General features: G+C 71.9%; 23 protein-coding genes. 8 read left to right on the top strand and 15 right to left on the bottom strand.

All coding sequences use genetic code 11. The annotated features are described in order from the left end of the window. Nucleotides 1-44: 44 nt before the first annotated feature. The 4 genes from ACZ7JA_RS28610 to ACZ7JA_RS28625 all read right to left on the bottom strand — a co-directional run bounded on the left by ACZ7JA_RS28610 (nt 45) and on the right by ACZ7JA_RS28625 (nt 2,326). The gene (locus ACZ7JA_RS28610) at nt 45-518 is read right to left on the bottom strand and encodes a hypothetical protein (protein ID WP_450744713.1); all 474 of its coding nucleotides are present in this window, start codon (nt 516-518) and stop codon (nt 45-47) included. Nucleotides 519-911: 393 nt separating this feature from the next. After that, nucleotides 912-1,316: an ATP-binding protein gene (locus ACZ7JA_RS28615; RefSeq protein ID WP_470811352.1), complete on the bottom strand. Its 405-nt coding sequence runs from the start codon at nt 1,314-1,316 to the stop codon at nt 912-914. Between the two features lie 212 nt (nt 1,317-1,528). After that, nucleotides 1,529-1,960, bottom strand: coding sequence for a response regulator (locus tag ACZ7JA_RS28620; protein ID WP_389298711.1), 432 nt, complete (start codon nt 1,958-1,960; stop codon nt 1,529-1,531). Between the two features lie 3 nt (nt 1,961-1,963). Further along, a complete protein-coding gene (locus ACZ7JA_RS28625) occupies nt 1,964-2,326 on the bottom strand; it encodes a hypothetical protein (protein ID WP_470811222.1) in 363 nt (120 codons plus the stop codon). A gap of 108 nt (nt 2,327-2,434) precedes the next feature. Here ACZ7JA_RS28625 and ACZ7JA_RS28630 point away from each other — a divergent pair, with 108 nt between their 5' ends. Further along, complete coding sequence (locus ACZ7JA_RS28630) at nt 2,435-4,018, top strand: sensor histidine kinase (protein ID WP_450752613.1); 1,584 nt, start codon at nt 2,435-2,437, stop codon at nt 4,016-4,018. After that, entirely contained in the window at nt 4,015-5,226 is a 1,212-nt protein-coding gene (locus ACZ7JA_RS28635; RefSeq protein ID WP_389451283.1) for a PP2C family protein-serine/threonine phosphatase, read from the top strand. The genes ACZ7JA_RS28630 and ACZ7JA_RS28635 overlap by 4 nt, the downstream gene beginning before the upstream one ends. Before the next feature lie 37 nt (nt 5,227-5,263). On the opposite strand, the gene ACZ7JA_RS28640 is transcribed toward ACZ7JA_RS28635, so the two are convergent. Beyond that, nucleotides 5,264-5,632 carry an STAS domain-containing protein gene (locus tag ACZ7JA_RS28640; protein ID WP_389298716.1) on the bottom strand — a complete coding sequence of 123 codons (369 nt, stop codon included), beginning with the start codon at nt 5,630-5,632 and terminating at the stop codon, nt 5,264-5,266. 248 nt (nt 5,633-5,880) lie between these two features. Between ACZ7JA_RS28640 and ACZ7JA_RS28645 the strand changes: the two genes are divergently transcribed. Then, entirely contained in the window at nt 5,881-6,327 is a 447-nt protein-coding gene (locus ACZ7JA_RS28645; RefSeq protein ID WP_470811224.1) for an ATP-binding protein, read from the top strand. Nucleotides 6,328-6,419: 92 nt separating this feature from the next. Here ACZ7JA_RS28645 and ACZ7JA_RS28650 read toward each other — a convergent pair whose 3' ends face one another. Continuing rightward, nucleotides 6,420-6,785: a gas vesicle structural protein GvpA gene (locus ACZ7JA_RS28650; protein WP_351667179.1), complete on the bottom strand. Its 366-nt coding sequence runs from the start codon at nt 6,783-6,785 to the stop codon at nt 6,420-6,422. A 175-nt stretch (nt 6,786-6,960) separates the two neighbouring features. Continuing rightward, entirely contained in the window at nt 6,961-7,392 is a 432-nt protein-coding gene (locus ACZ7JA_RS28655; RefSeq protein WP_389298719.1) for a protein kilB, read from the bottom strand. Between the two features lie 297 nt (nt 7,393-7,689). Between ACZ7JA_RS28655 and ACZ7JA_RS28660 the strand changes: the two genes are divergently transcribed. Beyond that, nucleotides 7,690-8,793, top strand: coding sequence for a fatty acid desaturase family protein (locus ACZ7JA_RS28660; protein ID WP_389298721.1), 1,104 nt, complete (start codon nt 7,690-7,692; stop codon nt 8,791-8,793). 45 nt (nt 8,794-8,838) lie between these two features. Here ACZ7JA_RS28660 and rph read toward each other — a convergent pair whose 3' ends face one another. Beyond that, entirely contained in the window at nt 8,839-11,442 is a 2,604-nt protein-coding gene (gene rph / locus ACZ7JA_RS28665; protein WP_470811227.1) for a rifamycin-inactivating phosphotransferase, read from the bottom strand. Between the two features lie 498 nt (nt 11,443-11,940). Between rph and ACZ7JA_RS28670 the strand changes: the two genes are divergently transcribed. From ACZ7JA_RS28670 to ACZ7JA_RS28680, 3 genes are all read left to right on the top strand, one after another. Continuing rightward, a complete protein-coding gene (locus ACZ7JA_RS28670; RefSeq protein ID WP_470811229.1) occupies nt 11,941-12,720 on the top strand; it encodes a hypothetical protein in 780 nt (259 codons plus the stop codon). Then, nucleotides 12,717-13,103, top strand: coding sequence for a GntR family transcriptional regulator (locus ACZ7JA_RS28675; RefSeq protein WP_470811231.1), 387 nt, complete (start codon nt 12,717-12,719; stop codon nt 13,101-13,103). Before ACZ7JA_RS28670 ends, ACZ7JA_RS28675 begins: the two co-directional genes overlap by 4 nt. Nucleotides 13,104-13,228: 125 nt before the next feature. Continuing rightward, a complete protein-coding gene (locus ACZ7JA_RS28680) occupies nt 13,229-14,581 on the top strand; it encodes a phosphatase PAP2 family protein (RefSeq protein ID WP_470811233.1) in 1,353 nt (450 codons plus the stop codon). Nucleotides 14,582-14,648: 67 nt separating this feature from the next. Here the strand turns inward: ACZ7JA_RS28680 and ACZ7JA_RS28685 are convergent, their stop codons facing one another. Together ACZ7JA_RS28685 and ACZ7JA_RS28690 are read right to left on the bottom strand one after the other, a co-directional pair. Then, nucleotides 14,649-15,482, bottom strand: coding sequence for a PIG-L family deacetylase (locus tag ACZ7JA_RS28685; protein WP_351666903.1), 834 nt, complete (start codon nt 15,480-15,482; stop codon nt 14,649-14,651). Nucleotides 15,483-15,690: 208 nt separating this feature from the next. After that, nucleotides 15,691-15,864 carry a CsbD family protein gene (locus ACZ7JA_RS28690; protein ID WP_470811235.1) on the bottom strand — a complete coding sequence of 58 codons (174 nt, stop codon included), beginning with the start codon at nt 15,862-15,864 and terminating at the stop codon, nt 15,691-15,693. A gap of 245 nt (nt 15,865-16,109) precedes the next feature. On the opposite strand from ACZ7JA_RS28690, the gene ACZ7JA_RS28695 reads away from it, so the two are divergent. Beyond that, nucleotides 16,110-16,280, top strand: a complete 171-nt coding sequence (locus ACZ7JA_RS28695; RefSeq protein ID WP_121790737.1) for a hydrophobic protein — start codon at nt 16,110-16,112, stop codon at nt 16,278-16,280. Nucleotides 16,281-16,500: 220 nt separating this feature from the next. On the opposite strand, the gene ACZ7JA_RS28700 is transcribed toward ACZ7JA_RS28695, so the two are convergent. The 5 genes from ACZ7JA_RS28700 to kdgD all read right to left on the bottom strand — a co-directional run bounded on the left by ACZ7JA_RS28700 (nt 16,501) and on the right by kdgD (nt 20,920). Continuing rightward, a complete protein-coding gene (locus tag ACZ7JA_RS28700) occupies nt 16,501-16,764 on the bottom strand; it encodes a hypothetical protein (RefSeq protein ID WP_351666899.1) in 264 nt (87 codons plus the stop codon). Between the two features lie 151 nt (nt 16,765-16,915). Beyond that, the gene (locus ACZ7JA_RS28705; RefSeq protein ID WP_389298734.1) at nt 16,916-17,584 is read right to left on the bottom strand and encodes a response regulator transcription factor; all 669 of its coding nucleotides are present in this window, start codon (nt 17,582-17,584) and stop codon (nt 16,916-16,918) included. Beyond that, a complete protein-coding gene (locus ACZ7JA_RS28710; protein WP_470811238.1) occupies nt 17,556-18,797 on the bottom strand; it encodes a sensor histidine kinase in 1,242 nt (413 codons plus the stop codon). The genes ACZ7JA_RS28705 and ACZ7JA_RS28710 overlap by 29 nt, the downstream gene beginning before the upstream one ends. A 120-nt stretch (nt 18,798-18,917) precedes the next feature. Beyond that, entirely contained in the window at nt 18,918-19,871 is a 954-nt protein-coding gene (locus ACZ7JA_RS28715; RefSeq protein ID WP_470811240.1) for a lanthionine synthetase LanC family protein, read from the bottom strand. A gap of 122 nt (nt 19,872-19,993) precedes the next feature. Continuing rightward, nucleotides 19,994-20,920, bottom strand: a complete 927-nt coding sequence (gene kdgD / locus ACZ7JA_RS28720) for a 5-dehydro-4-deoxyglucarate dehydratase (RefSeq protein ID WP_470811242.1) — start codon at nt 20,918-20,920, stop codon at nt 19,994-19,996. Between the last annotated feature and the right edge of the window lie 207 nt (nt 20,921-21,127).

The following is a 21,127-nucleotide window of genomic DNA, read 5'->3' on the forward strand; positions in this document are numbered from 1 at the left end:
CGTCCACCGGGACAGAGGCGGGCGCCCGGTCAGGGGGGCGGGGCTCAGGGGCCGGGCGCGGGTGGCGCGAGTCGGCCGATGCTGAGAATGCCCTCGGTCTCGTGCCCCGTCCGGGCGCCCCGCTGAAGGGCTTCGCACCGTTCGAGCAGCGCGTAGCCCTCGCAGAGAGCGGTTTCGTGACCGCCGTAGGACTCCAGGTTCACGACCGCCGCCTCCAGGTGCCGGATCTCGTCGGCCCGCATGATCACGGCGCCGTCCTCCCCGGCCCCGGCGGTGGCTCGCCGACGCAGCAGTATTGCCAGCTCGGCGCCGCTGGCGTTGCGGATCGTCTCGGCGTCGGCGCCGCTGCGCAGCACCAGGCAGGCCCGGGCGTGCTCGATGACGCGGAGGAGAGCCCGGTATTCGGGCGGGGACAGCTCGAACACCGGCGGTCCGTCGTCCCGGCGGCCGTCGACGAGCGCGGCGTCGACGGCCGGGCCGGAGATCGTCGTACGTCTTCGTCCGCCGAACCTCGGCATCCATTCCCCCCAAAAACGGTGTCTGCGCTGACCGTGACCGCGCGCGGTGCACTGCTACCCGGTCTACACCAGTCCAATGCTCAACTGTTGTCGCGTGAAAGCTTTTGGGCCAAACTTGATCAACCGCGGTCGCGGGGGGCGACTCCGCTAGGCCTGCCGACGGGTACGCAGCTTGTCGAAGAGGCGCTGGGCCTGGGCCCGGCGGCGCGGATCGGCCGCGGCGCGTCGGGCCTGCTCGATGGTGCGCCGACCCTGCGGACTTTGTGCGAACTGCTTGAGTCGCTGGAGAACGCCCGGCATGTCACTCCTATCGCCATGGGTGCCCGGCTGCTGCCGGGCCCGGTGGAGTCCGGTTACCCGCTCGCCGGCCGTCCAGCCTCGTCGGGGCCGTGGCTAGGCCTGATCGGGCGGAGGGGCCGGTAGGTGCAGGTGGACCACCACCTGCTTGCCGGTCGCCAGGGCGACGGTGTGCAACTGCCCGCACAGCATGGTCACCAGGCGGAGGCCATGGCCTCCGACGCGGCGGGCGTCGTGCTCCTGCGGCTCGGGCCGCAGCGGAGAGCTGTCGCGGACCGTGATCCGCAGCAGGGCGGCGTCCGGTACGACCTCCAGCTCCAGCCCGCCGGGGCCGGGCGCGTGCCGGTGCGCGTTCGTGACGAGCTCGCTGACCACGAGCTGGGCGTCCTGGCACGCCCGGTGCTCCGGCGGATGTCCTGCCTGGGCCAGCAGTGCGCGCACGGCTTGGCGAGCGTCGGCTATCGGCGGCTGTTCCTCGTCCCAGGCCGTGCTGTACCGCAGGGCCCCTGCCGGTTCTCGTCCATCCGGCGCCTGATTCCTAAGCGGGATGACCATGAGTGTTCCTGTGGGGGGTGTCTTTGCCTTCTGACCGTGTGATCTCTGTGTCGTGCACTTCCGCTTACCCGCTGCCGTCGTTCCCATGAGAGGTCCACGCCGGGAGCAGCCGTGTGCCGCGTCACGGCGCACGGCTGCTCCCGGCGTGGGGACAGGCCCTACTCCTTGGGCGGCTTGACGGTGATGTCGAGGTAGAAGGCGTCGATGCTGCGGACCGCCGCCTCGAACTCCTCGAGGTTGACCGGCTTGGTCACGTAGGCGTTGGCGTGATGGTGGTAGGCGCCGGTGACGTCGTCGGGAGCCGCGGACGTGGTCAGCACGACCACCGGAATCGTCCGCAGATCGGCGTCCTCCTTGACCACGGCGAGGAACTCGCGACCGTTCATCCGCGGCATGTTGAGGTCCAGGACGATGAGGTCCGGGCGCTCGTTCTCCGGGTCGCGCAGGTATTCCAGGGCCGCCATGCCGTCGGAGACCTGGGTGAGGTTGCGGGTACCGCGCTCGGCGAGGGCGTCCTGGATGAGCATGGCATCGGCGACGTCGTCTTCGACCAGCAGGACGTCGTAGGGGCGGGTAGCGGCGGCAGCCATGTTTCACAAGCTCCGGGGTTCGGGGGACGGCGGGGTGGGTGTGCTGTTGGTGATGAGACCGGGCCAGCGGCGACGGGCCCCTTGCCTGCTCATGCTCATGGCCTGGCCGATCTCGGGGTAGCCCGCCCCGCTCGCTGCCGCCGCATGCGCCGCCTGGTCCTCCAGACGTCTCACGGCCTGCTGGACGCCGCGCAGCACACGCAGGCGAGCCAAGGCGTGCCGTCGGGCGTCACCGGCCGTGTCCGCGAGGTCCGCGGGTGGGTGGGGGACGTCCTGCGTGAGTCGCCGGGTGAGTTCGTCCACCACCTGGGTCACCAGCGCGGCCGTCTCCCCGGGCAAAGGCGGAGTGGAAGCGTGACCAGGCATGACGTCACTCTACGGTGATGTTCCCGACAGGGACAACATGCGTTGTCGAGGCGTGGGTACAGTTGTGCTTGCCACATGGCAACAGCGGCCCACTCGTCCGAGGAAAAGATGCAGACCGCCATAGAAACCGAGTCGTCCGGCAACGGCGTTCTCTCCGGCTGGACGACGCGGCGCTGGCTGCGTACCGGAGTCGCCACCACCCTCGCGGTCCTCGCGGTCCTGGGCTCACTGGGCGGCTGGGCGATGTGGCGAACGTCGCAGATCACCTCCGAGCTGGTCGACCGCCGCTCGCCCGCCCTGATCGAGGCCATGCGGGTGGAGCAGGCCCTGGTCAACCAGGAGACCGGCATCCGCGGATACGGCCTGTCCGGCCGCACCGACTTCCTCCAGCCCTACGCGCGTGGCGTGAGCGACGAGAAGACCGCCCTGCGCCTGCTGCGACCGCTGGTCACGGACGAGCGGGCCGCCGCCGACCTGGCCGAGGTCGAGAGGCTCGCCGACACCTGGCAGCGGAACTTCGCCCGCCCCATCTCGGAAGCCTCGCCCGACGAGGCCGTGAAACTCGCCACCCGGCGTGCGGGCGAGGGCAAGTCGAGCTTCGACGTGCTGCGGCGTGCCATGGCACGCCAGCAGGACCACCTGCAGAGCGAGCGGTCGGCGGCCACGAGGACGCTGAAGCGAGCGGAGACGCTGCGTAACTGGATGTTCGCCGTCATCGCCGTCGTCATCGTCCTGGTCGCGGTCCTCGTCTCGGAGGGGCTGCGCCGCGGCGTGACCCGTCCGCTGACCCGGCTCGGCTCGGCGGCACGTGAGGTGGCGCAGGGCCGATTCGACCGCTCCCTCTCCGGCACCGGACCCGCCGACCTGCGGCAACTGGCATCCGACACCGAGGCCATGCGTCAGCGGCTGGTGCGGGAACTGCAGTTCAGCGAGCAGGCACGCGGGCTCCTGGACGAGCAGGCCGAGGACCTGCGGCGCTCCAACACGGAACTGGAGCAGTTCGCCTACGTGGCCTCGCACGACCTGCAGGAGCCGCTGCGGAAGGTGTCCAGCTTCACCCAGCTCCTGCAGCGCCGTTACGGCGGTCAGCTGGACGACAAGGCCGACCAGTACATCGCCTTCGCCGTCGACGGCGCCAACCGCATGCAGACGCTCATCAACGACCTCCTGGCATTCTCCCGGGTCGGCCGGGTCCACAACGACCACCAGACCGTCGATCTGGAATCGGTGCTGGGCAAGGTCCTGGACGATCTCAGCGTGACCATCGAGGAGACGGGCGCCGAGATCATCCACGACCCGCTGCCCACCGTCGTCGGGGACGCCACCCAGCTCGGCATGCTCTGGCAGAACCTGCTCTCGAACGCCATCAAGTTCCGCAGTCCCGACCGGCCGCCCCGCGTTCGGGTCGGCGCGGCCTGCGACGGAGGCGTGTGGACGTTCTCGGTGACCGACAACGGGATCGGCATCGCGCCCGAGTTCCACGACAAGGTCTTCGTCCTCTTCCAGCGCCTGCACACCAAGGACGCCTACCCGGGCACCGGCATCGGCCTCGCCATGTGCAAGAAGGTCGTGGAGTTCCACGGCGGCACGATCGGCATCGACGCCGGCCACACTTCGGGCACCCGTGTCGTCTTCACCCTGCCCGCCACCGGCTCCGCGTCCGAGGCCCCGCGAAGAGAGGTCCAGCCGTGACCGATCCGGCCCCGACCCGCGACCTGCGGTACGCCATCCTGCTCGTGGAGGACGACGACGGGGACGCGCTCCTCGTCGAGGAACTCCTCCACGACACCGACCTGCCGCACACCCTCACGCGCTGCCGCACGGCCGCCGAGGCCCGTGCGGCACTCGCCTCGGACGCCGTGGACTGCGTTCTCCTCGACCTGCACCTGCCCGACGCCTCCGGACTGGAGTCGGTCCGGGCGATCCAGTCGAACACCCACGCCGCGATCATCGTCCTGACCGGCCTGGACGAGCCCCGCGCGGGCGTCGACGCGCTCGCGGCCGGCGCCCAGGACTACCTGATCAAGGGCAAGGTCGAACCCGACCTCATGCAGCGTGCCCTGCGTTACGCCGTCCAGCGCAAGCAGGCCGAACGCGCCAACGCGGCGCTGCAGATCGGCCGCCTGCGCGCCGAGGAGAACGCACGCCTCGAACGCGGTCTGCTCCCCGAACCCCTCCTGTCGTCCTCCACCGTCACGGCTTCCAGCCGCTACTACCCCGGCCGGGCCCAGGCCCTGCTGGGAGGGGACTTCCTCGACGTCGTCCAGACCGACGACGGGCACATCCACGCGGTCATCGGCGACGTCAGCGGCCACGGCCCCGACGCCGCGGCACTGGGCGTCTGCCTGCGCATCGCCTGGCGGGCCCTCGTCCTCGGCGGGCACCGCGACCAGGGGCTGCTCCATCTGCTGGAGCAGATCCACATCGCCGAACGAGCCGGCAGCGACCTCTTCACCACCTGCACCCTCATCACCCTGAACCCGGACGCGGCCACCGTCACCCTCCACCTGGCCGGGCACCACGAACCCCTCCTCGTCACGCCCGAGGGAGCACGGGTGGTGACCGCCGCCCACGGGGTCGCGCTGGGGATCGTCCCCGGGCTGGGCAAGTGGCCGTCCACCACCATCGCCCTGCCGGACCGCGGCGCACTCGTCGCCTACACGGACGGCCTGATCGAGGGTTTCGCCGGCGACCGCTCCGCGCGGCTCGGCGTCGAAGGCCTGCTGGACATCATCGGCACCATCGACACACCGGATCCCGGCTCCCACCTGGACCAGCTCATCGCCCGCAGCCGCACGCTCAACGCCGACCGGCACACCGACGATCTCGCCGTCCTGCGCCTGGACTGGAACAACACCCACACCGGCCGCACACCGAGCGCCTGGCGCACGGTGCCGTAGCCCCGCCGGAACGGCAGCGGCGGGCCGGCCCGCCGAGTCAGGCCGTGAGGGCTTCGCGCACGCTGCCGCAGCAGGGGACGAGGGTGTCGATGCCGACGATCTGCAGGGTGCGCAGCACGTACGCCGAGGCGTTCGCCAGGCGCAGCCAGCCGTCCGCCGCGGTGAGGTCGCGGTGGGCGGCGAGCAGGACGTTGATGCCGCTGGAGTCGATGAAGGTCACCCCCGCCATGTCGACGATCACGCGGGGCCGCTGACCGAGACCGCTGACGTCGAGGGCCCGGACGAGGTGGCCGGCGCTGCCGTGGTCTATCTCACCGGCCGCGCTCACCACCGTGACGCCGTCGGTGGTGCTCGTCACCACCTCCAGCAGCTCGGGCTCCTGGGGCTTGTCGGTGTCGGTCTCCACCACGGCGTTCCTCAACATCCTCGAGATCAGATACGAGCGCGCATACCTCTTCGCACTAGTGCCCGGTAGCGGCCGAGGCATCCCCGAATCACGGCTCGGCGGCGCGCGAGTCCGTATCCGTACCCCGTCCGCCCCGACAAATGCCGCGCAACGCACGTGTGATGTACCCGGCGTCTTCGGGTACCTGGACGTGGAGGCAGCGGCATCAGCCGCGAGCGGACCGAACGAATCTGGTCGGTGAGGACAGCATGACGCTCCACGACGACGGTCGTCCACGTGCCGCGGCAGCCCTGGACGGGCAGAGCCCCTGCATCGCGGAGGCCCGCCGACTGGCCGCCGGTTTCCTGTCCCGGATGCGCGCCGAACACCGTGTCCCGGTCTCCCAGCGAGCCGTCGAGCTGACCCAGCTCGTGGTGAGCGAGCTGGTCACCAACGCCCGCAAGTACGCCTCCGGGCCGATCCTGCTCGATCTGCGGCTGGCCGACGATTCGGTGGAGGTCCAGGTGTGGGACTCCGACCCCGCGCTGCCGATTGTGCGGGCGGCCGACGCGGGCCGGGTGGGGCAGCACGGCCTGGAGATCGTGAAAGCCGTCTGCCAGAGCGTCGAAGCGGTGCGGGAAACGGTCGGCAAGCGCATGACCGCACGACTCGCGCTCGCGGACCCCGTCTGCGAGGACGCCGCGCGCCTCGGGTAGCCCGGCCGCCGGGCGGTCCTGCGCGAGTCCTGCCCGCGGCCCTCTGCTGCGGGGCCCGGCGCGGTCTCGCGAACCGGCCGGGCCCCGTCGCCCTATCGCGCCCTGTGCTCGTCTCGTGCCTGCTTGAAGGCGTCCGAAATGGTCTCCGCGGCACCGGAGAGGGCTCCCTTGGCCGCACCCTGCGCGCCGGACTCCGTGAGCTTGCCCTTCAGCTCGGTGAGCCCGGCCGGCTTGCGCGGCCCCGATTCCAGGTCGAGCCGGTTGCACGCCTCCGCGAAGCGCAGATAGGTGTCGACGCTCGCGACCACGATCCGTATGTCGATCTTGAGGATCTCGATACCGACGAGGGAGACCCGCACGAACGCGTCGATCACCAGCCCGCGGTCGAGGATGAGCTCCAGAACGTCGTACAGGCCACTGGAACCGCCTCCGCCGCCCTGCTGTGTCGCCACGGTCATCGCGACCAACCCCTCATCGTCCGGTTCCGGCATGCTGTGGTGGGTGGAGCCCGTCGGCGGCGCGACGGCCTCGCGGGCGCCCGCCGCGACCTGGGCTTCAAGGTGCGGATGCCCCCGCCACCTGGGACAAAACACCAGTACGAGGGCGGCGAGCGGGGCCGTCCGGGCCGGGACGTCAGGCCATCGCGCGGCCGGCGGCGGCGACCAGTTCGTCGGTCGCCGCGATCGCGACTTCACGGCGGGCGGCCAGGTCGGTGTGGTCGGAGGCCTCGCGCAGGCCGAACGCGGCCAGGGCGGCCTGCCGGGCCGGCTCGGCGAGGGAGCGGTCGAGGACGGACACCGCGACCAGCGGGGCGGTCACGGCCGAACGCGTGGCACGGGAAGCCGTGCGGGCCGCCTCGACGGCTTCCTCGCCCGCGCCGTCCAGACGGAGGACCTCGCGGTGCCACATGGGCCGCCGATGGTCGCCGAGCGAGGCCACCAGTTCGCCCAGCGCCCGGCGCAGGGCTTCCGCCCTCTGGTCGGCACGGGCGGCGCTCTGGGCGATCCGCGTACTCCTGATCTGCAGCAGCCCCGTCAGGGCGCCTCCGAGCAGTGTGCCGACCACGGCAACGATGCTGGGCCACATCGCCAAGTCCCCCTTGAGCGAGAGTAGTAGGGCGGGCCGGAGCCGGCGGCTCCCCTTCGGCGCCCGTTTCTCCGGCGTGGCCGGGAGCGTAACGGACGCGCCCTCCAGGGCCGTCCGCCTCATGGTCGTCCGAGCCGTTCCCGCACACCGCCCGGCTCGGCGTCGCCGGGCCGTCGTGGCGGGGGATAACCCCCGGCCGGCCAGGGGGAATGCCCGGCGGGCAGTGGGTGGCTGGCAGGCTTACTCCGGGCACCGCCCGACAGAAGACTTCCGGGCATGACGACATCCACCGACATCTCCTCGTCCCGGTCCCGTCCTGCCGCCGCGGACAGGTCCGTCACGGACAGTTCCGTCGCGGACGGGTCCGGCGCCCCCGGCGGCAGTGACTTCGCACGGCTCTCCCGGCGGATCGCCGAGGCCGGCCTGATGCGCCGGCGCCCCGGCTACTACGCGGCGCGCGTCGGCCTGGTGGTCGCGCTGTACGCGGCGGGCTGGGGAGCCTTCTTCGCCCTGGGCGACACCTGGGGGCAACTGGCCGTCGCGGCCTTCCTGGCCTTCGTCTTCGGGCAGGTCGCCCTGCTCGCGCACGACCTGGCCCACCGCCAGGTCTTCCGGCGACGCCGCCCCAGCGAAATCATGGGCCGGCTGTTCGGGAATCTGGGCGTGGGCATGAGCTACGGCTGGTGGATGAACAAGCACACGCGCCACCACGCCAACCCCAACCACGAGGACCTGGATCCCGATGTCGCCCCCGACATCCTGGTGTGGTCCACCGATCAGGCGCGGGCCAGCCGTGGGGTGGCCCGTCTGATCGGTGGCCACCAGGCCCTGCTGTTCTTCCCGTTGCTCACCCTCGAAGGCTTCAACCTGCACGTCGCGAGCCTGCGGGCGCTGCGCTCGCCGTACATGAGGAACCGGACGCTGGAGGGCGCCCTGCTCCTGCTGCACATCGCGGGCGTGCTGTCCGCCCTGTTCCTGGTTCTCCCGCCCGGCAAGGCGGTGGCGTTCCTGGCGCTGAACCAGTGCCTGTTCGGCGTGTACCTCGGCTGCACCTTCGCCCCGAACCACAAGGGCATGCCCACCTTCACCGGCGACGAGCGGCCCGACTTCCTGCGGCGCCAGGTCGTCACCTCCCGCAACGTGCGCGGCGGCCGGATCACCGACGCGCTGCTCGGCGGCCTCAACTACCAGATCGAGCACCACCTGTTCCCGAGCATGCCCACGCCCCACCTGCGTCGCGCCCAGGCCGTCGTCCGGCGGTACTGCGCCGAGATCGGCGTGCCCTACCACGAGACAGGACTGCTCCGCTCCTACCGCGAGGCGCTGACCCATCTGCACCGGGTCGGAGAGCCCATCAGGCGGCGGCGGAGGGCACGGTGAACGCCGGAGTGCTCAACGCCCGGGGACCTGACGCCGACGGGCCCGTCAGGGAAGGATCTCGACGTACCCCTCGGTGCCGTGCACCCGGATCCGCTGCCCGTCGCGGACCAGCCGGGTGGCCCGCTCGACACCGACCACGGCGGGCAGACCGTACTCCCGGGCGATCACCGCACCGTGGGTCATCAGGCCGCCCACCTCCGTCACCAGGCCCGCGATCCCGACGAACAGGGGCGACCAACTGGGGTCGGTGTAGGCCGTGACCAGGATGTCGCCCGGCTCGAGGTCGGCCTCGGAGATGTCGAGGACGACCCGGGCCCTGCCCTCCACCGTCCCGGCGGACACCGGCAGGCCGAGCAGGGCGCCGTCGGGCGCGTCGTCACGCCGGTACGCGCCGGTGACGCACTCCCCGTCCGATGTCAGCACCCGGGGCGGCGTCAGCGCCTGGTACGACCGGAAGGCATCCCTGCGCCGCCGGACGAGCCGGTGGTCGACCTGGTTCGAACGCGCGGCGTCGCGGAACTCCTCGAACGTGAGGTGGAAGACATCCTCCCGCTCGGCGAGCACACCGGCGTGCACCAGGCGCTCGGCCTCCGCCAACAGGGCCTGCTTGTAGACGAAGTAGCGGCTGATGATGCCGTACTTCGGGTACTCCCGGTATCCGGCGAAGGTGCGGACCCGGTCGATCATGCGCTTGGCCTCGCCCGCCTTCCGCTCCCCGTCCGGCAGGGCCCGCAGACGTGACAGCACGTCCTGTTCCTTCTTCTCCGCCTCCCGGAGCCCCTGCTCGAAACGCCGTCGCGCGGCGCCCGGCGCGAAGTTCCGCACGTTGTCGAGGATCGCCGGTACGAGCGCGGTGGGGCGCTCACGCCAGCGCGGCCTCGTGATGTCGATCTCGCCGACGCAGCGCATGCCGTACAGATCGAGATAGCCCTCGATGGCGTCGCGGGCCTCGGTCCCGCCCGGCAGTTTCGCCAGTTCCTCCAGGAAGCCCTCGTCCCTTGCACCCCGCAGGAAGGCGACCACCTCGGCGTGCGGGCGGACGGCGTCCGCGACGTCGAGCAGCGCCAGCCCCATCTCCGAGGTGACGTTGCCCGGAGCGGACAGGGTGAGGGTGTCGGCCGCGTTCTTCTCGCCCAGCCACTCGTACAGCTTGTCGTTGAGCCACCAGGTGGCCTCCATCCCCGCCATGATCACCTGAATGCTCAGCGGATCGGCGAGGACCCGCTTGTGCTCCTCGAAGGCGTCCAGCAGGAAGTCGAACAGCTCCGGTCCGGTCTTCGTCCGGATGTCGCGCTCCAGGGCGGCGACCGACCTCCGGCTGCGTTCGATCAGTTCGGTGACGACGGCGGGATCGGTCTCGACGGAGGGGGAGGCGGAGGCGCCGCCGGCGGGCGGCCCGGCGGGAGCGGCCTCCGGAAGGGACGGGACGAAGCCGTCGCGCTCCAGCACCGTGTCCAGCGCGTCCCTGATCAGCGGATCGGACCTCCCCACCAGGTCCAGGAAGGCGCCGCGGCTCGCCGGTGACGCCAGACGCCCGGTGACGTCGACGAACAGCCGGCCGCCGGCGTCGTGCATCCGGATCATGGCCGTCAGCTTCCACATGGAGAGCCCCAGGGGTCTCATGGCGTCGGTCATCATCTGCTGGTGACCGACGGAGACGTACACGTGGTTCTCCTGGTCGTCCCGCTCCGGGACGGGGAACAGCGTCGTGATCGGCCGGCTCTGGACGATCCGGAAGTCGTCGTCGACCAGGCACCATTCGATGTCCTGCGGCCGGCCGAAGTACGCCTCGATCCGCCGTCCGAGCCGCACGAGCCGGACCACCTGCGCACGCGTCAGCGCCGGCTCCTCCTGTCGCTGTGCGTCGACCGCGACTTCCCGCGTACCGCCACCGGGCAGGGCCTGAACGGCGCGCCGCTTGGCGGCGACCGCCTCGGAGACGACCTCGCCGTCCCGCACCCGGAAGACGTCCGGGTTCACCAGGCCGGAGACCAGTGCCTCGCCGAGGCCGAACCCGGCGTCCACGGTGGCCGTCTTCCGGTCGCCGGTCACGGGGTCGGCGGTGAACAGGATGCCGGCGGCCTGCGGGAAGACCATCCGCTGCACGACCACTGCCATGCGCACCGTGCGGTGGTCGATGCCGTTGCGCAGGCGGTAGACGACGGCGCGCTCGGTGAACAGCGAGGCCCAGCACCGGCCGACGTGCCGGAGGACCGCCGCCGGCCCCACGACGTTCAGATAGGTGTCCTGCTGGCCGGCGAAGGAGGCCGTCGGCGAGTCCTCCGCCGTCGCGCTCGACCGGACGGCGTAGGCGGCCTGTTCGCCGTCGCCGAGGAGGGCGCGTGTGATCTGTGCCGCGATGTCGTCGGGGACGGCGATGTCCTCGACGGTCCGGCGGATCTCCGCGCTGAGGGTCCGGATCGCCTCCGGGTCGTTCAGCGGCAGCCGTGACAGCTCCTCCAGCCGGGCGTCGAGCGACGGCGCTTGCGCCATGACCCGCCGGAAGGCGCCCGTCGTCACGCAGAAGCCGTCCGGCACCCGCACGCCCGCGACACGCGACAGCGCGCCCAGGTTCGCGCCCTTGCCGCCGACCGCCTCGACCTGGCTCTCGTCGACCTCTCGAAGATCCAGCACATACCGCTCGGTCATGACCTCTCCCACCACCGCATCGACGTCGCCTCGCCCCCCGTACGTCGGCCACGACACACAGGTCGTGCCTCGTTTCCGCAGCTTGTGGGCTCGGCGGACGATTCTGCGCCAGGACCGGGGCCTTGCCGCAAGCCCCCCGGTGCGCTATAAGTTGAGAGTGGCGAGGAGAGGGATCTCCTCGCCTTCGTGTTTTCGCCTCGACTCCGCCCCGGACGCCGTCGCTCGGAGGCGTGAGGCGGCCCGGTCGCGTCCGCACATGTCCCGGGACGCCGACGTGGTCTGGCCCCATGCGGTGGGCTTCCTCGCCGAAGCCGCCCCTTCTCACCGAGCTGCGCCGCCCCGCGGTCTGACGGCCTTTCACGGGCAGGCGGGACGAGCTGGGGAATGATCGCCGACTTGTAGCGACGTGTTGACACAAGCCCCTTGAGGCGGCCATCTTGTATCCAGGGGTTGATACAAACAGGGGGCGCAAGTCGCCCCGACACGGGGGGTATTTCCATGGCTGATTCCGACGTGCGCACCGCGCCGACCGCATCCCACGGTCCCGTCGACCGCTACGCCAGGTACACGGGTCTGGCCGTGGGCGCCCTGGCCGGCGGCCTGCTGTCCCCGCTCCGCGACGGCGACGGCGTGCTCTACGCCATCCCGGCGTTCGGCCTCTGCGCCGTCGGCGGCGTGCTGCTGGGGGACGCGCTGACCGCGCCGGCCCGCGGCGCCGTCCGCGCCGCCGGCCTCACGCCGCGCCGGGTGCGCGACTACGTACCGCCTCGCATGACCGTCCTGCTGCTCGTCCTCGCCGTCGCCCTGGTGGCCCTGCTGGCGGTCGCGGGCGCGGTGGCCGGTCCGGACGACCTCGGGCGGGCCGGTCGGCGACTCATCCTCACCTGCGGGGGAGTGGCCGAGGGGCACGGAGCCTGGCCCGGGTTCCACTACGGTGCGCCCATGCTGGCCGCCCTCGCCATCGCCACGGCGGCGTGCGGTTGGTCGCTGCGGCGTATCGCCACCCGGCCCGGCGACGACCGTTCGCGGCGCGACCGCTCACTGGCGATCGTGGCCGCATGGGGCGTCGTCGTCTCCACCTCGCTGCTCGGCGCGGCCTCGACGGCCTCGGGCGCCCTGTCGGATATGACGTGCGACGGCGCCGCCGGCACGGCCGCCAACGCGGTCCTCCTGCCCCTGGCGCTCGTCTCCCTGGTGACCGCGCCCTGGATGCTCTTCACCGTCTGCTCGCCCCGGGCCGCGTGGTGGCACCGTACGGACCGGGGGGCGCGCGGGTGACCGGCGCCGCCGTCCGGGTCGACACGACCACACCCGTCCCGCCGTACGAGCAGATACGCGCCCAGCTCGCCGACCTGATCGGCGCCGGCCGGCTGACCGAGGGCGAGCGGCTGCCGACGGTGCGGCAACTGGCCTCGGACCTCGGCCTCGCGACGGGCACCGTGGCCCGGGCCTACCGCGAGCTGGAGGCGGCCGGCCTGATCCGTACCCGCCGCGGCGCGGGAACCCGCGTGGCTCCGCCGCTGCCGGGCGCCGGCCTCCGGGAATCACCGGAACTGAGTGCGGGCACAAGGGACTTCGTGGCCTGGGCGGCCGCCCTGGGTTTCGAGGAGGACACCGTGCTGGCAGCCGTACGGAGGGCCTTCCGGGAGCGGGAGGGCTGAGCCGTGGAAGCCGTGCGACGCTCCGATAGCATGTTCGAACTCGCGATGGCGACCGTCATCGCTTTCCGTCCATTCACTCCATATCGAGCAAATCGGCCAAACGATTGATACTCAAACCATCGCGGGTGTTCTCACGAATAGACGCCGGCGCCGCGTTGGCGGCCTGCCGTCAACGACGGGCCGTGCTGTGGGCCGTGGCGGGCGTCGCTGCCCTGGGAATCCTCGTCGCACTGGAGATCGCCGCACGCCGCTACGGTCAACCGGGTCCGATCACGGACCAGTTGAGCGGGCTGTTGTTCGCCCCGAAACCGGGTCCGCTGTACGGCGGTCTGGCGTTGATGATGGTGGTCCTCACCTGGCGGCAGCGGTTCATCGCGGCTGGTGCGGCCGTCGGTATCGACGCCGTCTTCGTGCTGGTGCGGTGGGCGGTCGGGGCCGAGACGGCCGACGGCCGCTTCTTCGGCAACGGTGCGCTCTGGGTGATGCTGGGCTGCGCGGTCGTCGCCGTCACGCGCCGCACCGGCGCCGAACGCACCCTGCTGCTGAAGGGCGTCGGTCTGGGCCTGCTGCTGGTGGCCGGCCGCAAGACCGGCGACACCTGGCTGCTCATCACCGCGAAGTCCAGACCGGCGGTGCTCGACCAGTACGTGGCGACCGCCGACCACGCGCTGGGCAACCCGTCGTGGCTGATGGGCCGGATCGTCGACGCCACCGACCCGATCGGCCCCCACGTTCTCCACCTGGTCTACGCGCAGCTCGCGGTCGCCGCGGTCGTCGTCGCGCTCTACCAGCTGCGTGACGTGGCGGCCGAACGCCGCTTCCCACGCCACCACCTGGTGCGCACCTTCCTGGTGATCGGCCTTCTCGGGCCGGCCATCTACATGATCTTCCCGGTGGTCGGGCCCGTCTTCGCCTACGGCCCGGGCGCCTCCGGCACCGGCGGCGTGCAGTGGGCGGTGGCCGATCTGTGGCCGGACGCGCCGCCGGCGCTCGGCACTCCGCACTCGATGCCGTACGACGGGATCACCCCCCGCAACTGCATGCCCAGTCTGCACACCGCGTGGGCCACCGCGATCTTCATCCATTCCCGCAGGGCGCCACGCATCCTGCGGTTCGCGGGCACGTTCTGGCTGGTCGCCACGCTCAGCGCGACGCTGGGATTCGGCTACCACTACGGAGCGGACCTGATCGCCGGCGTGGTCTTCGCCCTGACGGTCGAGGCGGCCCTGCGCTCATTCGACCGGGGCTGGGACCGCGCGGGAATCCAACTGGCCTGCTACGGCGTCACGGTCTTCGCCGCGCTCCTGGTCTCCTACCGCTACCTGCCGACGCAGCTGGCCGGACATCCGTGGCTCTTCGGGCCGCTTCTCGTTCTGGCGATGGTCTCGGTGATCTACGGCTATGTGCGGACCACCGAACTGTGGGAACCGGCGACCGCGCCGGCACAGCAGCCCGAACCGCAACTCGAACCCGCCTGACCTCACCCCCGCCACCGGGCGGGGCCGCTTCGCGGGGTCCGCCGGGGCGGACCCCGCGCGCGGTCGCTCAGCGCAGACCGGCGAAAAGGTCGTTCTCGGGCACGGCCGCGCCGGTGGTGTCCCGAACGCGTACGAAGGTCTCGACGCCCATCAGCTCGGTGAACCTCTCCTGGCCCATCCTGAGGAAGAAGATGTTCTCGCCCTGGCTGGCGTGAGCGGCCAGCGCGTCGAACTTCTGAGCGCCGAACGCCGTGGTGTCCACCCAGGTGGTGATCTCCTCGTCGGGGAGCCCGATCTCGGCCATCGCGTCGGTCTCGGCGGGGTCCGGCTCCTCCCAGTCGCCGCCGAACTCGCGCATGAGCTCCCCGAACCGCCGCATCATGGAGTGGGGCGCCGTCGTCCAGTACACCTTGGGCGTCAGCTCGGTCATCGTCAGCGCCTTCATCGTGATGCGGTTCGCCTGGATGTGGTCGGGGTGGCCGTAGAAGCCGTTCTCGTCATAGGTGACGACCACATCGGGGCGGTAGTGGCGCATGAGTTCCGCGAGCCGGGCGGCGCCCTCCTCCACGGGCGTCCGCCAGAAGGACCCTGGGGCGTCGTTCGCCGGCCAGCCCATCATCCCGGAGTCGGCGTAGTCCAGCGTCTCCAGGTGACCGACCTTCAGAATGCCGCAGCTGGCCTCGAGCTCCGCACGCCGCATAGAGGCGACGGCAGCGGGATCGTGGCCGGGATCGCCCGGCTTGACGCCCCCCGGTCCGTCACCGCAACCGCCGTCGGTACACGTCACGAGGACCGTACGGACACCCTCCGCCGCGTACCGCGCGAGGACGCCTCCCGTACCGGTGGCCTCGTCGTCGGGGTGGGCGTGCACCGCCATGAGCGTCAAGGGTCGGTCACTCATGAAACTGTCCTCCTGTGTGAGTGGGCATCGGGCCCGGATCATGCCGCAGCGGACGGCCTCTCGGCCTCTTCGATCCGTTCCCGCCCCGGCGCCGGTCCCCAGGGTGGTGCAACATCACCGGCCGGACCAGGTGTTCCCGCCGAGCCTCACGAAAAGGAGTGGGGCGGCCCCGATACCGGGACCGCCCCACGCGGTTGACGTATGCCGGTCAGGGTCGGCCCGTGTCCTTGAGCGACTCCTTGCCCTCGCGGGCGTGGCCCGCCGCCTCGGCCACGTGGCCCTTGGCGATCAGCTTCTCGTTGCCCGTGGCTCGTCCGACTGCCTGGGCGGCCTTGCCGACGGCCTGCTCGGCCTTGGCACGGGCCTTCTCACTGGCGGCCATGCTGCTCACCCTCCTTGGCTCTCGCGTGCGGTGCTGACTGTGCGCATGACCCCGCTCGACCCCGGCAAACCTTGGGCCAGAGATTCGCGCTGAGTGCATCGTGAAGGCGCGGCGGCGGTGCATCAGATGCCAGGGAGGGGGAATCGTGCGTGGCGTGCGTTCCCCGCACCCTGCGGAAATAACTCATATTTCGTGGGCTTGTAGGGATGAGATAAGGGCAACCGGTGGCCAGGAGGTTGATAACAATGGTTCCCCTGCTTCTGGTTCTTCTGCTGGCTCTGATCCTCTTCGGTGCGGGCTTCGCCCTGAAGGCACTGTGGTGGATCGCAGTGATCGTGCTGATCGTGTGGCTGCTGGGCTTCGTCGTCCGATCCGCGGACGGCGCGGGCCGCAAGGGCCGCTGGTATCGCTGGTAGGCGCGGCTCCGGTGTGAGAAGCGCTGCCGGTGACGGCAATCGACGTGGGGCCCGGCCGGGTACGGCCGGGCCCCACGTTCGTCGTGCGGGCGGGGACCGCTGAAGGTCCCCGGGATGGATCGGGCGTATCGGGCGCGCCGCGGGGTATGTGTGCCATGCACCGGCCCCGCGGAAGCCGCAGTGGAACCCTGCGCCTCCTATCTCCGCGGGGCCGGCGCCGTCAGCCCACGTTCTTGGTCCTGCTGACCCACTGCGGCAGCGTGAGCCGCCCGGCCGCGGGAGCCGGCCTGCGGCGCGGAAGCTGCACGTGACCGCGCTCCGATCGGCCGCCGGCGCGTCCGTACCGGTCACGGCGGGTTCCGCCGGCCAGAGAATGCCGCAGGAGGGACAGATGCGGTGCCACGGCCTCGAGGCAGTCGTCCTGCCGGCGGTCCGCCGCCGTGGTCCGGTCGCCTTCGCTGATCCGGCTGGGAGCTTCAATCATGGTGAGACCTCCGTTCGCCCTCTCACCTTCCCTCAGCGGCACCCCCTCGCGCGTCGTCCTGCCGCAGCGATTCCCGGCTACCACGGCCGTGGTAGCCGGAGCGCCCGCCTACAGCCGCGACAGACCCGCCGGCCCGCACCCCGGGACGCGGTCACGACACCGCACTGGCCAGGCCGCACTGGTAGGCGATGACCACGAGCTGTGCGCGGTCGCGCGCCGCCAGCTTGGTCATGGCCCGGTTGACGTGCGTCTTCGCGGTCAGCGGGCTCACGAACAGGTGCTCGGCGATCTCGTCGTTCGACAGGCCGAGGGCGACCAGCGCCAGGACGTCGCGTTCCCGCGGCGTCAGGCACTCGAGCCGCTCGTGCACCTCACCCGGGCAGAGGTCCGGCTGGGCGAGGAAACGCCTGATCAGCGCGCCGGTGGCCGCCGGTGACAGCAGGGCGTCGCCGGCGGCCACCGTGCGGACGGCCTCGACCAGTTCCTCCGGGCGCGCGCCCTTGCCCAGGAACCCGCTCGCACCCGCGCGCAGCGCTTCGGCCACGTGCTCGTCGTCCTCGAACGTGGTCAGGATGAGCACCTTCACCGCCGCGAGGTCCTCGGACTCGCTGATCAGCCGGGTGGCCTCCAGGCCGTCCATCTCCGGCATCCGGATGTCCATCAGCACCACGTCCGGGTGCTGGGTCCGCGCCAGCTCCACCGCCTCCTGGCCGTTGGACGCCTCGCCCACCGTCTCCATGTCACCGGTGGACTCGAACAGCATCCTGAAGGTGCCCCGCAGCAGGGCCTGGTCATCGGCAAGCAGTACGCGAATCGTCATGCCCGTCTCTCCTCGGTGTCTCGCCGACCAGCCGGCCGGGACGCAGCGGCAGGTCCGCCGTCACGCTGAAGCCGCCACCGGGTCGCGGTCCCGCGTGCAGCCGGCCCCCGACCGTGGCCACCCGCTCCCGCATCCCGATCAGCCCGTGCCCGGTACCGGCGGGCGGCGGGTTGTTCCGCGCGGTCCCCCCGTCGTCCTCCACGGTGATCGTCAGCCGCTCCGGGTGGTGGTGCAGGATCAGCCGGGCGTGGTCGGCGCCCGCGTGCTTGCGCACGTTGGTCAGGGCCTCCTGGACGATGCGGTACGCGGTCAGATCGACCGCCGGCGTCAGGGGAGCGGCGGTGCCTTGCCGGGTGTGGTCGACGGCCAGGCCGGCCCGGGCGAAGGACGCCAGCAGCACCGGCACGTCGGCCAGCCCCGGCGCCGGGGTGCGCGGGGCGACCGGATCGCCGGACTGCCTGAGCAGCCCCACGGTGACGCGCAGCTCGTCCAGCGCCGACCGGCTGGTGTCCCGGATGTCCTCCAGGGCCGTCAGTATCTGCTCCGGCTGCCGCTTCGCGAGATGGGCGGCCACGCCCGCCTGGGCGTTGATCAGTGCGATGTGGTGCGCGACGATGTCGTGCAACTCGCGGGCGATGCGCACCCGTTCGGCCGCCACCCGTTGCTGCGCCTCCTGTTCGCGCGTGCGCTCCGCGTGCACCGCGCGTTCCTCCACGGCCGCCACGTAGGCGCGGCGGGAGCGCAGGCCGTCGCCGACCGCGGCCGGCAGCGCCGTCCACGCCAGCAGCGCCACATTGTCGGGGTTCAGCCACGAACGTGGGGCGCACAGGATGGCGGCGCCCACCAGGATGGCGGCCGAGGCGGACGCACTGATCCAGGTGGTACGCCGGTCGGTCAGCAGGGCCACGGTGTAGACGGACAGCAGGACAGGGCCGAGCACCAGCGGGCTCTCCCGGAACCCCAGGACGAGGAAACTCACCCCGCAGCCGAGTGCGACGGCCAGTACGCCGATCGGGTGACTGCGCCGCCGGACGAGCGCGGAGCAGCCGATGCCCGCCAGGAGCACGGCGGACCAGCGCAACGAGAACCGGTGCTCATGCGGGACGACCGAGGCGGCCACCACGGACAGCAGGAAGAGGACGGCCAGGCCCAGCGCCTCGGCCACACTGGTCCGGGCCGGCGCTTTCCGACTTTGGTCGCTGATCACCACCATGACCCCACCGTAGGGTCGGCGGCGGGATCGGGCATCGCGTCGTCGCCCCGGCACACGGCGGTCGAACGGGGGACGGTCCCGACGGCGACGACACGCTACGGCCGCGTACGCGGCGGTGCGTCACAGCGCCCGGGCGTCGGCCGTGGCGGGGCCGGCGTCGGAACCGGGCCGGGGCATCGCGACCGGGGGCTGGTCCGGCCAGGCGAACGCGTACCGGGGGTCGCCCCCGCGGCTCAGTCGTACGAAGCGCAGGAGTTCGCGGACGATGCCCGCGTTGCCCATCGCCCAGCCGGGGCGCAGCCGCCGGGGCAGACCGGAGTGGGCGACCGTGTGCCAGCAGCGGTCGGCCAGGTCGGCCCAGCCGGGGTCGGCCGTGACGTCCCGCAGCAGCCGGAAGGCCTGGGCGTCGCCCGCCGGGCCGTGGCACCAGCCGTAGCTGACGGGATCGATCACGTCCGGGCGGTACCGCGGAGTGGAGTGCGGCACCAGGAAGCCCTCGGGCGGCGCCTCGTCCCGCGCCGTCACGTCCGCGGCCCCGGCCAGGGCCAGTTCGACCAGGTCCGCGCGGCGGACGGCCCGGCCGACCCGGGCCAGCGCCAGGGCGATGCCGAGCGTGCCGTGCGAGACGTGGTGCAGTCGGGAGTCGGTATCCGTGCGCCACGCCCAATGGACACCCGCCGGGGTCCGCTCGGCCGTCAGCAGGTCCGGCTCCACGGCGAGGACGGCCAGTTCGGCGTCGCCGGCGACGAGGGCGCCGAGACCGATCCCCGCGTTGCCGCCCATCAGCTCGAACAGCTCGCCCCAGCGGGTGCCGTCGAAGCGTGAGCGCACGAGTGCCGGCGCGCGGTCCGCGGCGGCGCCGGCGGCCGTGTCGCCGAGCTCGTCGTGCACGGCCCGCAGGACGAGCGCCATCCCGGTGCGTCCGAAGTAGAGCGAGTCGTCGTCCATGCCGTCGACGCGGTCCGCGATGCCGCGGGCCGCACGCAGGGCGGTGTCGGCGTAGGAGTCGTCGCCGAAGTGCCGCCACGCCTCCAGCAGGACGGGGACGATCCCGGCCGTGCCGCTGTAGAGCATCGGGGTGGGCTCGTCGTCCGAGAGTCTGTCCGGCCAGGCGAGGCCCCCGCCCCCGAGTGGTCGGGGACATCCCGCCCCGCGCCCGGACGCGGAGCCGTCCTTCCGCGACGGCCGGTGCGCGGTCAGGCCGCGGGGGAGGGCAGCTTGGCGATCAGTGCCCTGAGCTCGTCGAGTTCCTGCGCGGTCAGATCCGTGAGCGGCGGCCGGACCGGACCCGCGCCGTGACCGGTGGCCGTCATACCGGCCTTGACCACGCTGACCGCGTAACCGGCCCGGCGGTTGCGGATCTCGGTGTACGGCAGCACGAAGTCGGACAGCATCCGCGTGACGTCGGCCTGCCGGAGTTCGCGTACGGCGGCGTAGAAGGCCAAGGCGAACTCGGGCAGGAAGTTGTAGATCGCGGAGGAGTACGTAGTCACGCCCAACTGCAGGTAGGGCAGCGCGAACAGCTCGGCGGTGGGCAGGCCGCCGATGTAGGTGAGGCGCTCACCGAGCCGGGCGTGGATGCGGGTCATGGTGTCGATGTCACCGACGCCGTCCTTGTAGCCGACGAGGTTGGGACACGACTCGGCCAGGCGCGCGACGCTGTCCGCGGAGTAGACCGCGTTGGCGCGGCTGTAGACCACGACACCGAGGGAGGTGGCGCGACAGACGGCTTGAACGTGCCGGACCAGGCCCTCCTGGGAGGCTTCGGTCAGGTACGGCGGGAAGAGCAGGATGCCGTCGGCGCCGGCGCGCTCGGCGGCCGCGGCGAACTCGACGGCGGTCGCGGTGCCGTAGCCGGCCGGGGCCAGCACCGGCGTGCCGGCGGGCGCGCTGCCGGCTGCGGCGGTGACGACGCGCTCGACCTCGGCGGGCGTGAGGGAGAAGAACTCGCCCGTGCCGCCGGCCGCGAAGAGACCGCCCACGTCGTACCCGGCCATACGGACGATGTGGGCGCGGTAGGCGTCCTCGTCGAAGGACAGGTCGTCCCGGAAGTGCGTCACGGGGAAGGACAGCAGCCCGGAGCCGATACGGCGGCCGAGTTCTGCCGGGCTGAACGATGTCATCGGACTGCTCCTGAGGGTCGAAGTCGTGTGCCGGTGCGGCGTGCACCGCAGTCGTCGGCCGGGTGCCGGACGGGCGCCGCCGTGACGTGCAACCGGCGGGGGAGGGGCGGCCGTTCGTCGTCCGAGCCGTCAGCGCCGGTCCCCGCGGACGCCGGCGGCGCAGACGCCGGTCCCTGTCCGACGAGGGGTGCGACCACCGGCGCCCCG

This window comes from Streptomyces sp. NPDC038135 (assembly GCF_055601245.1).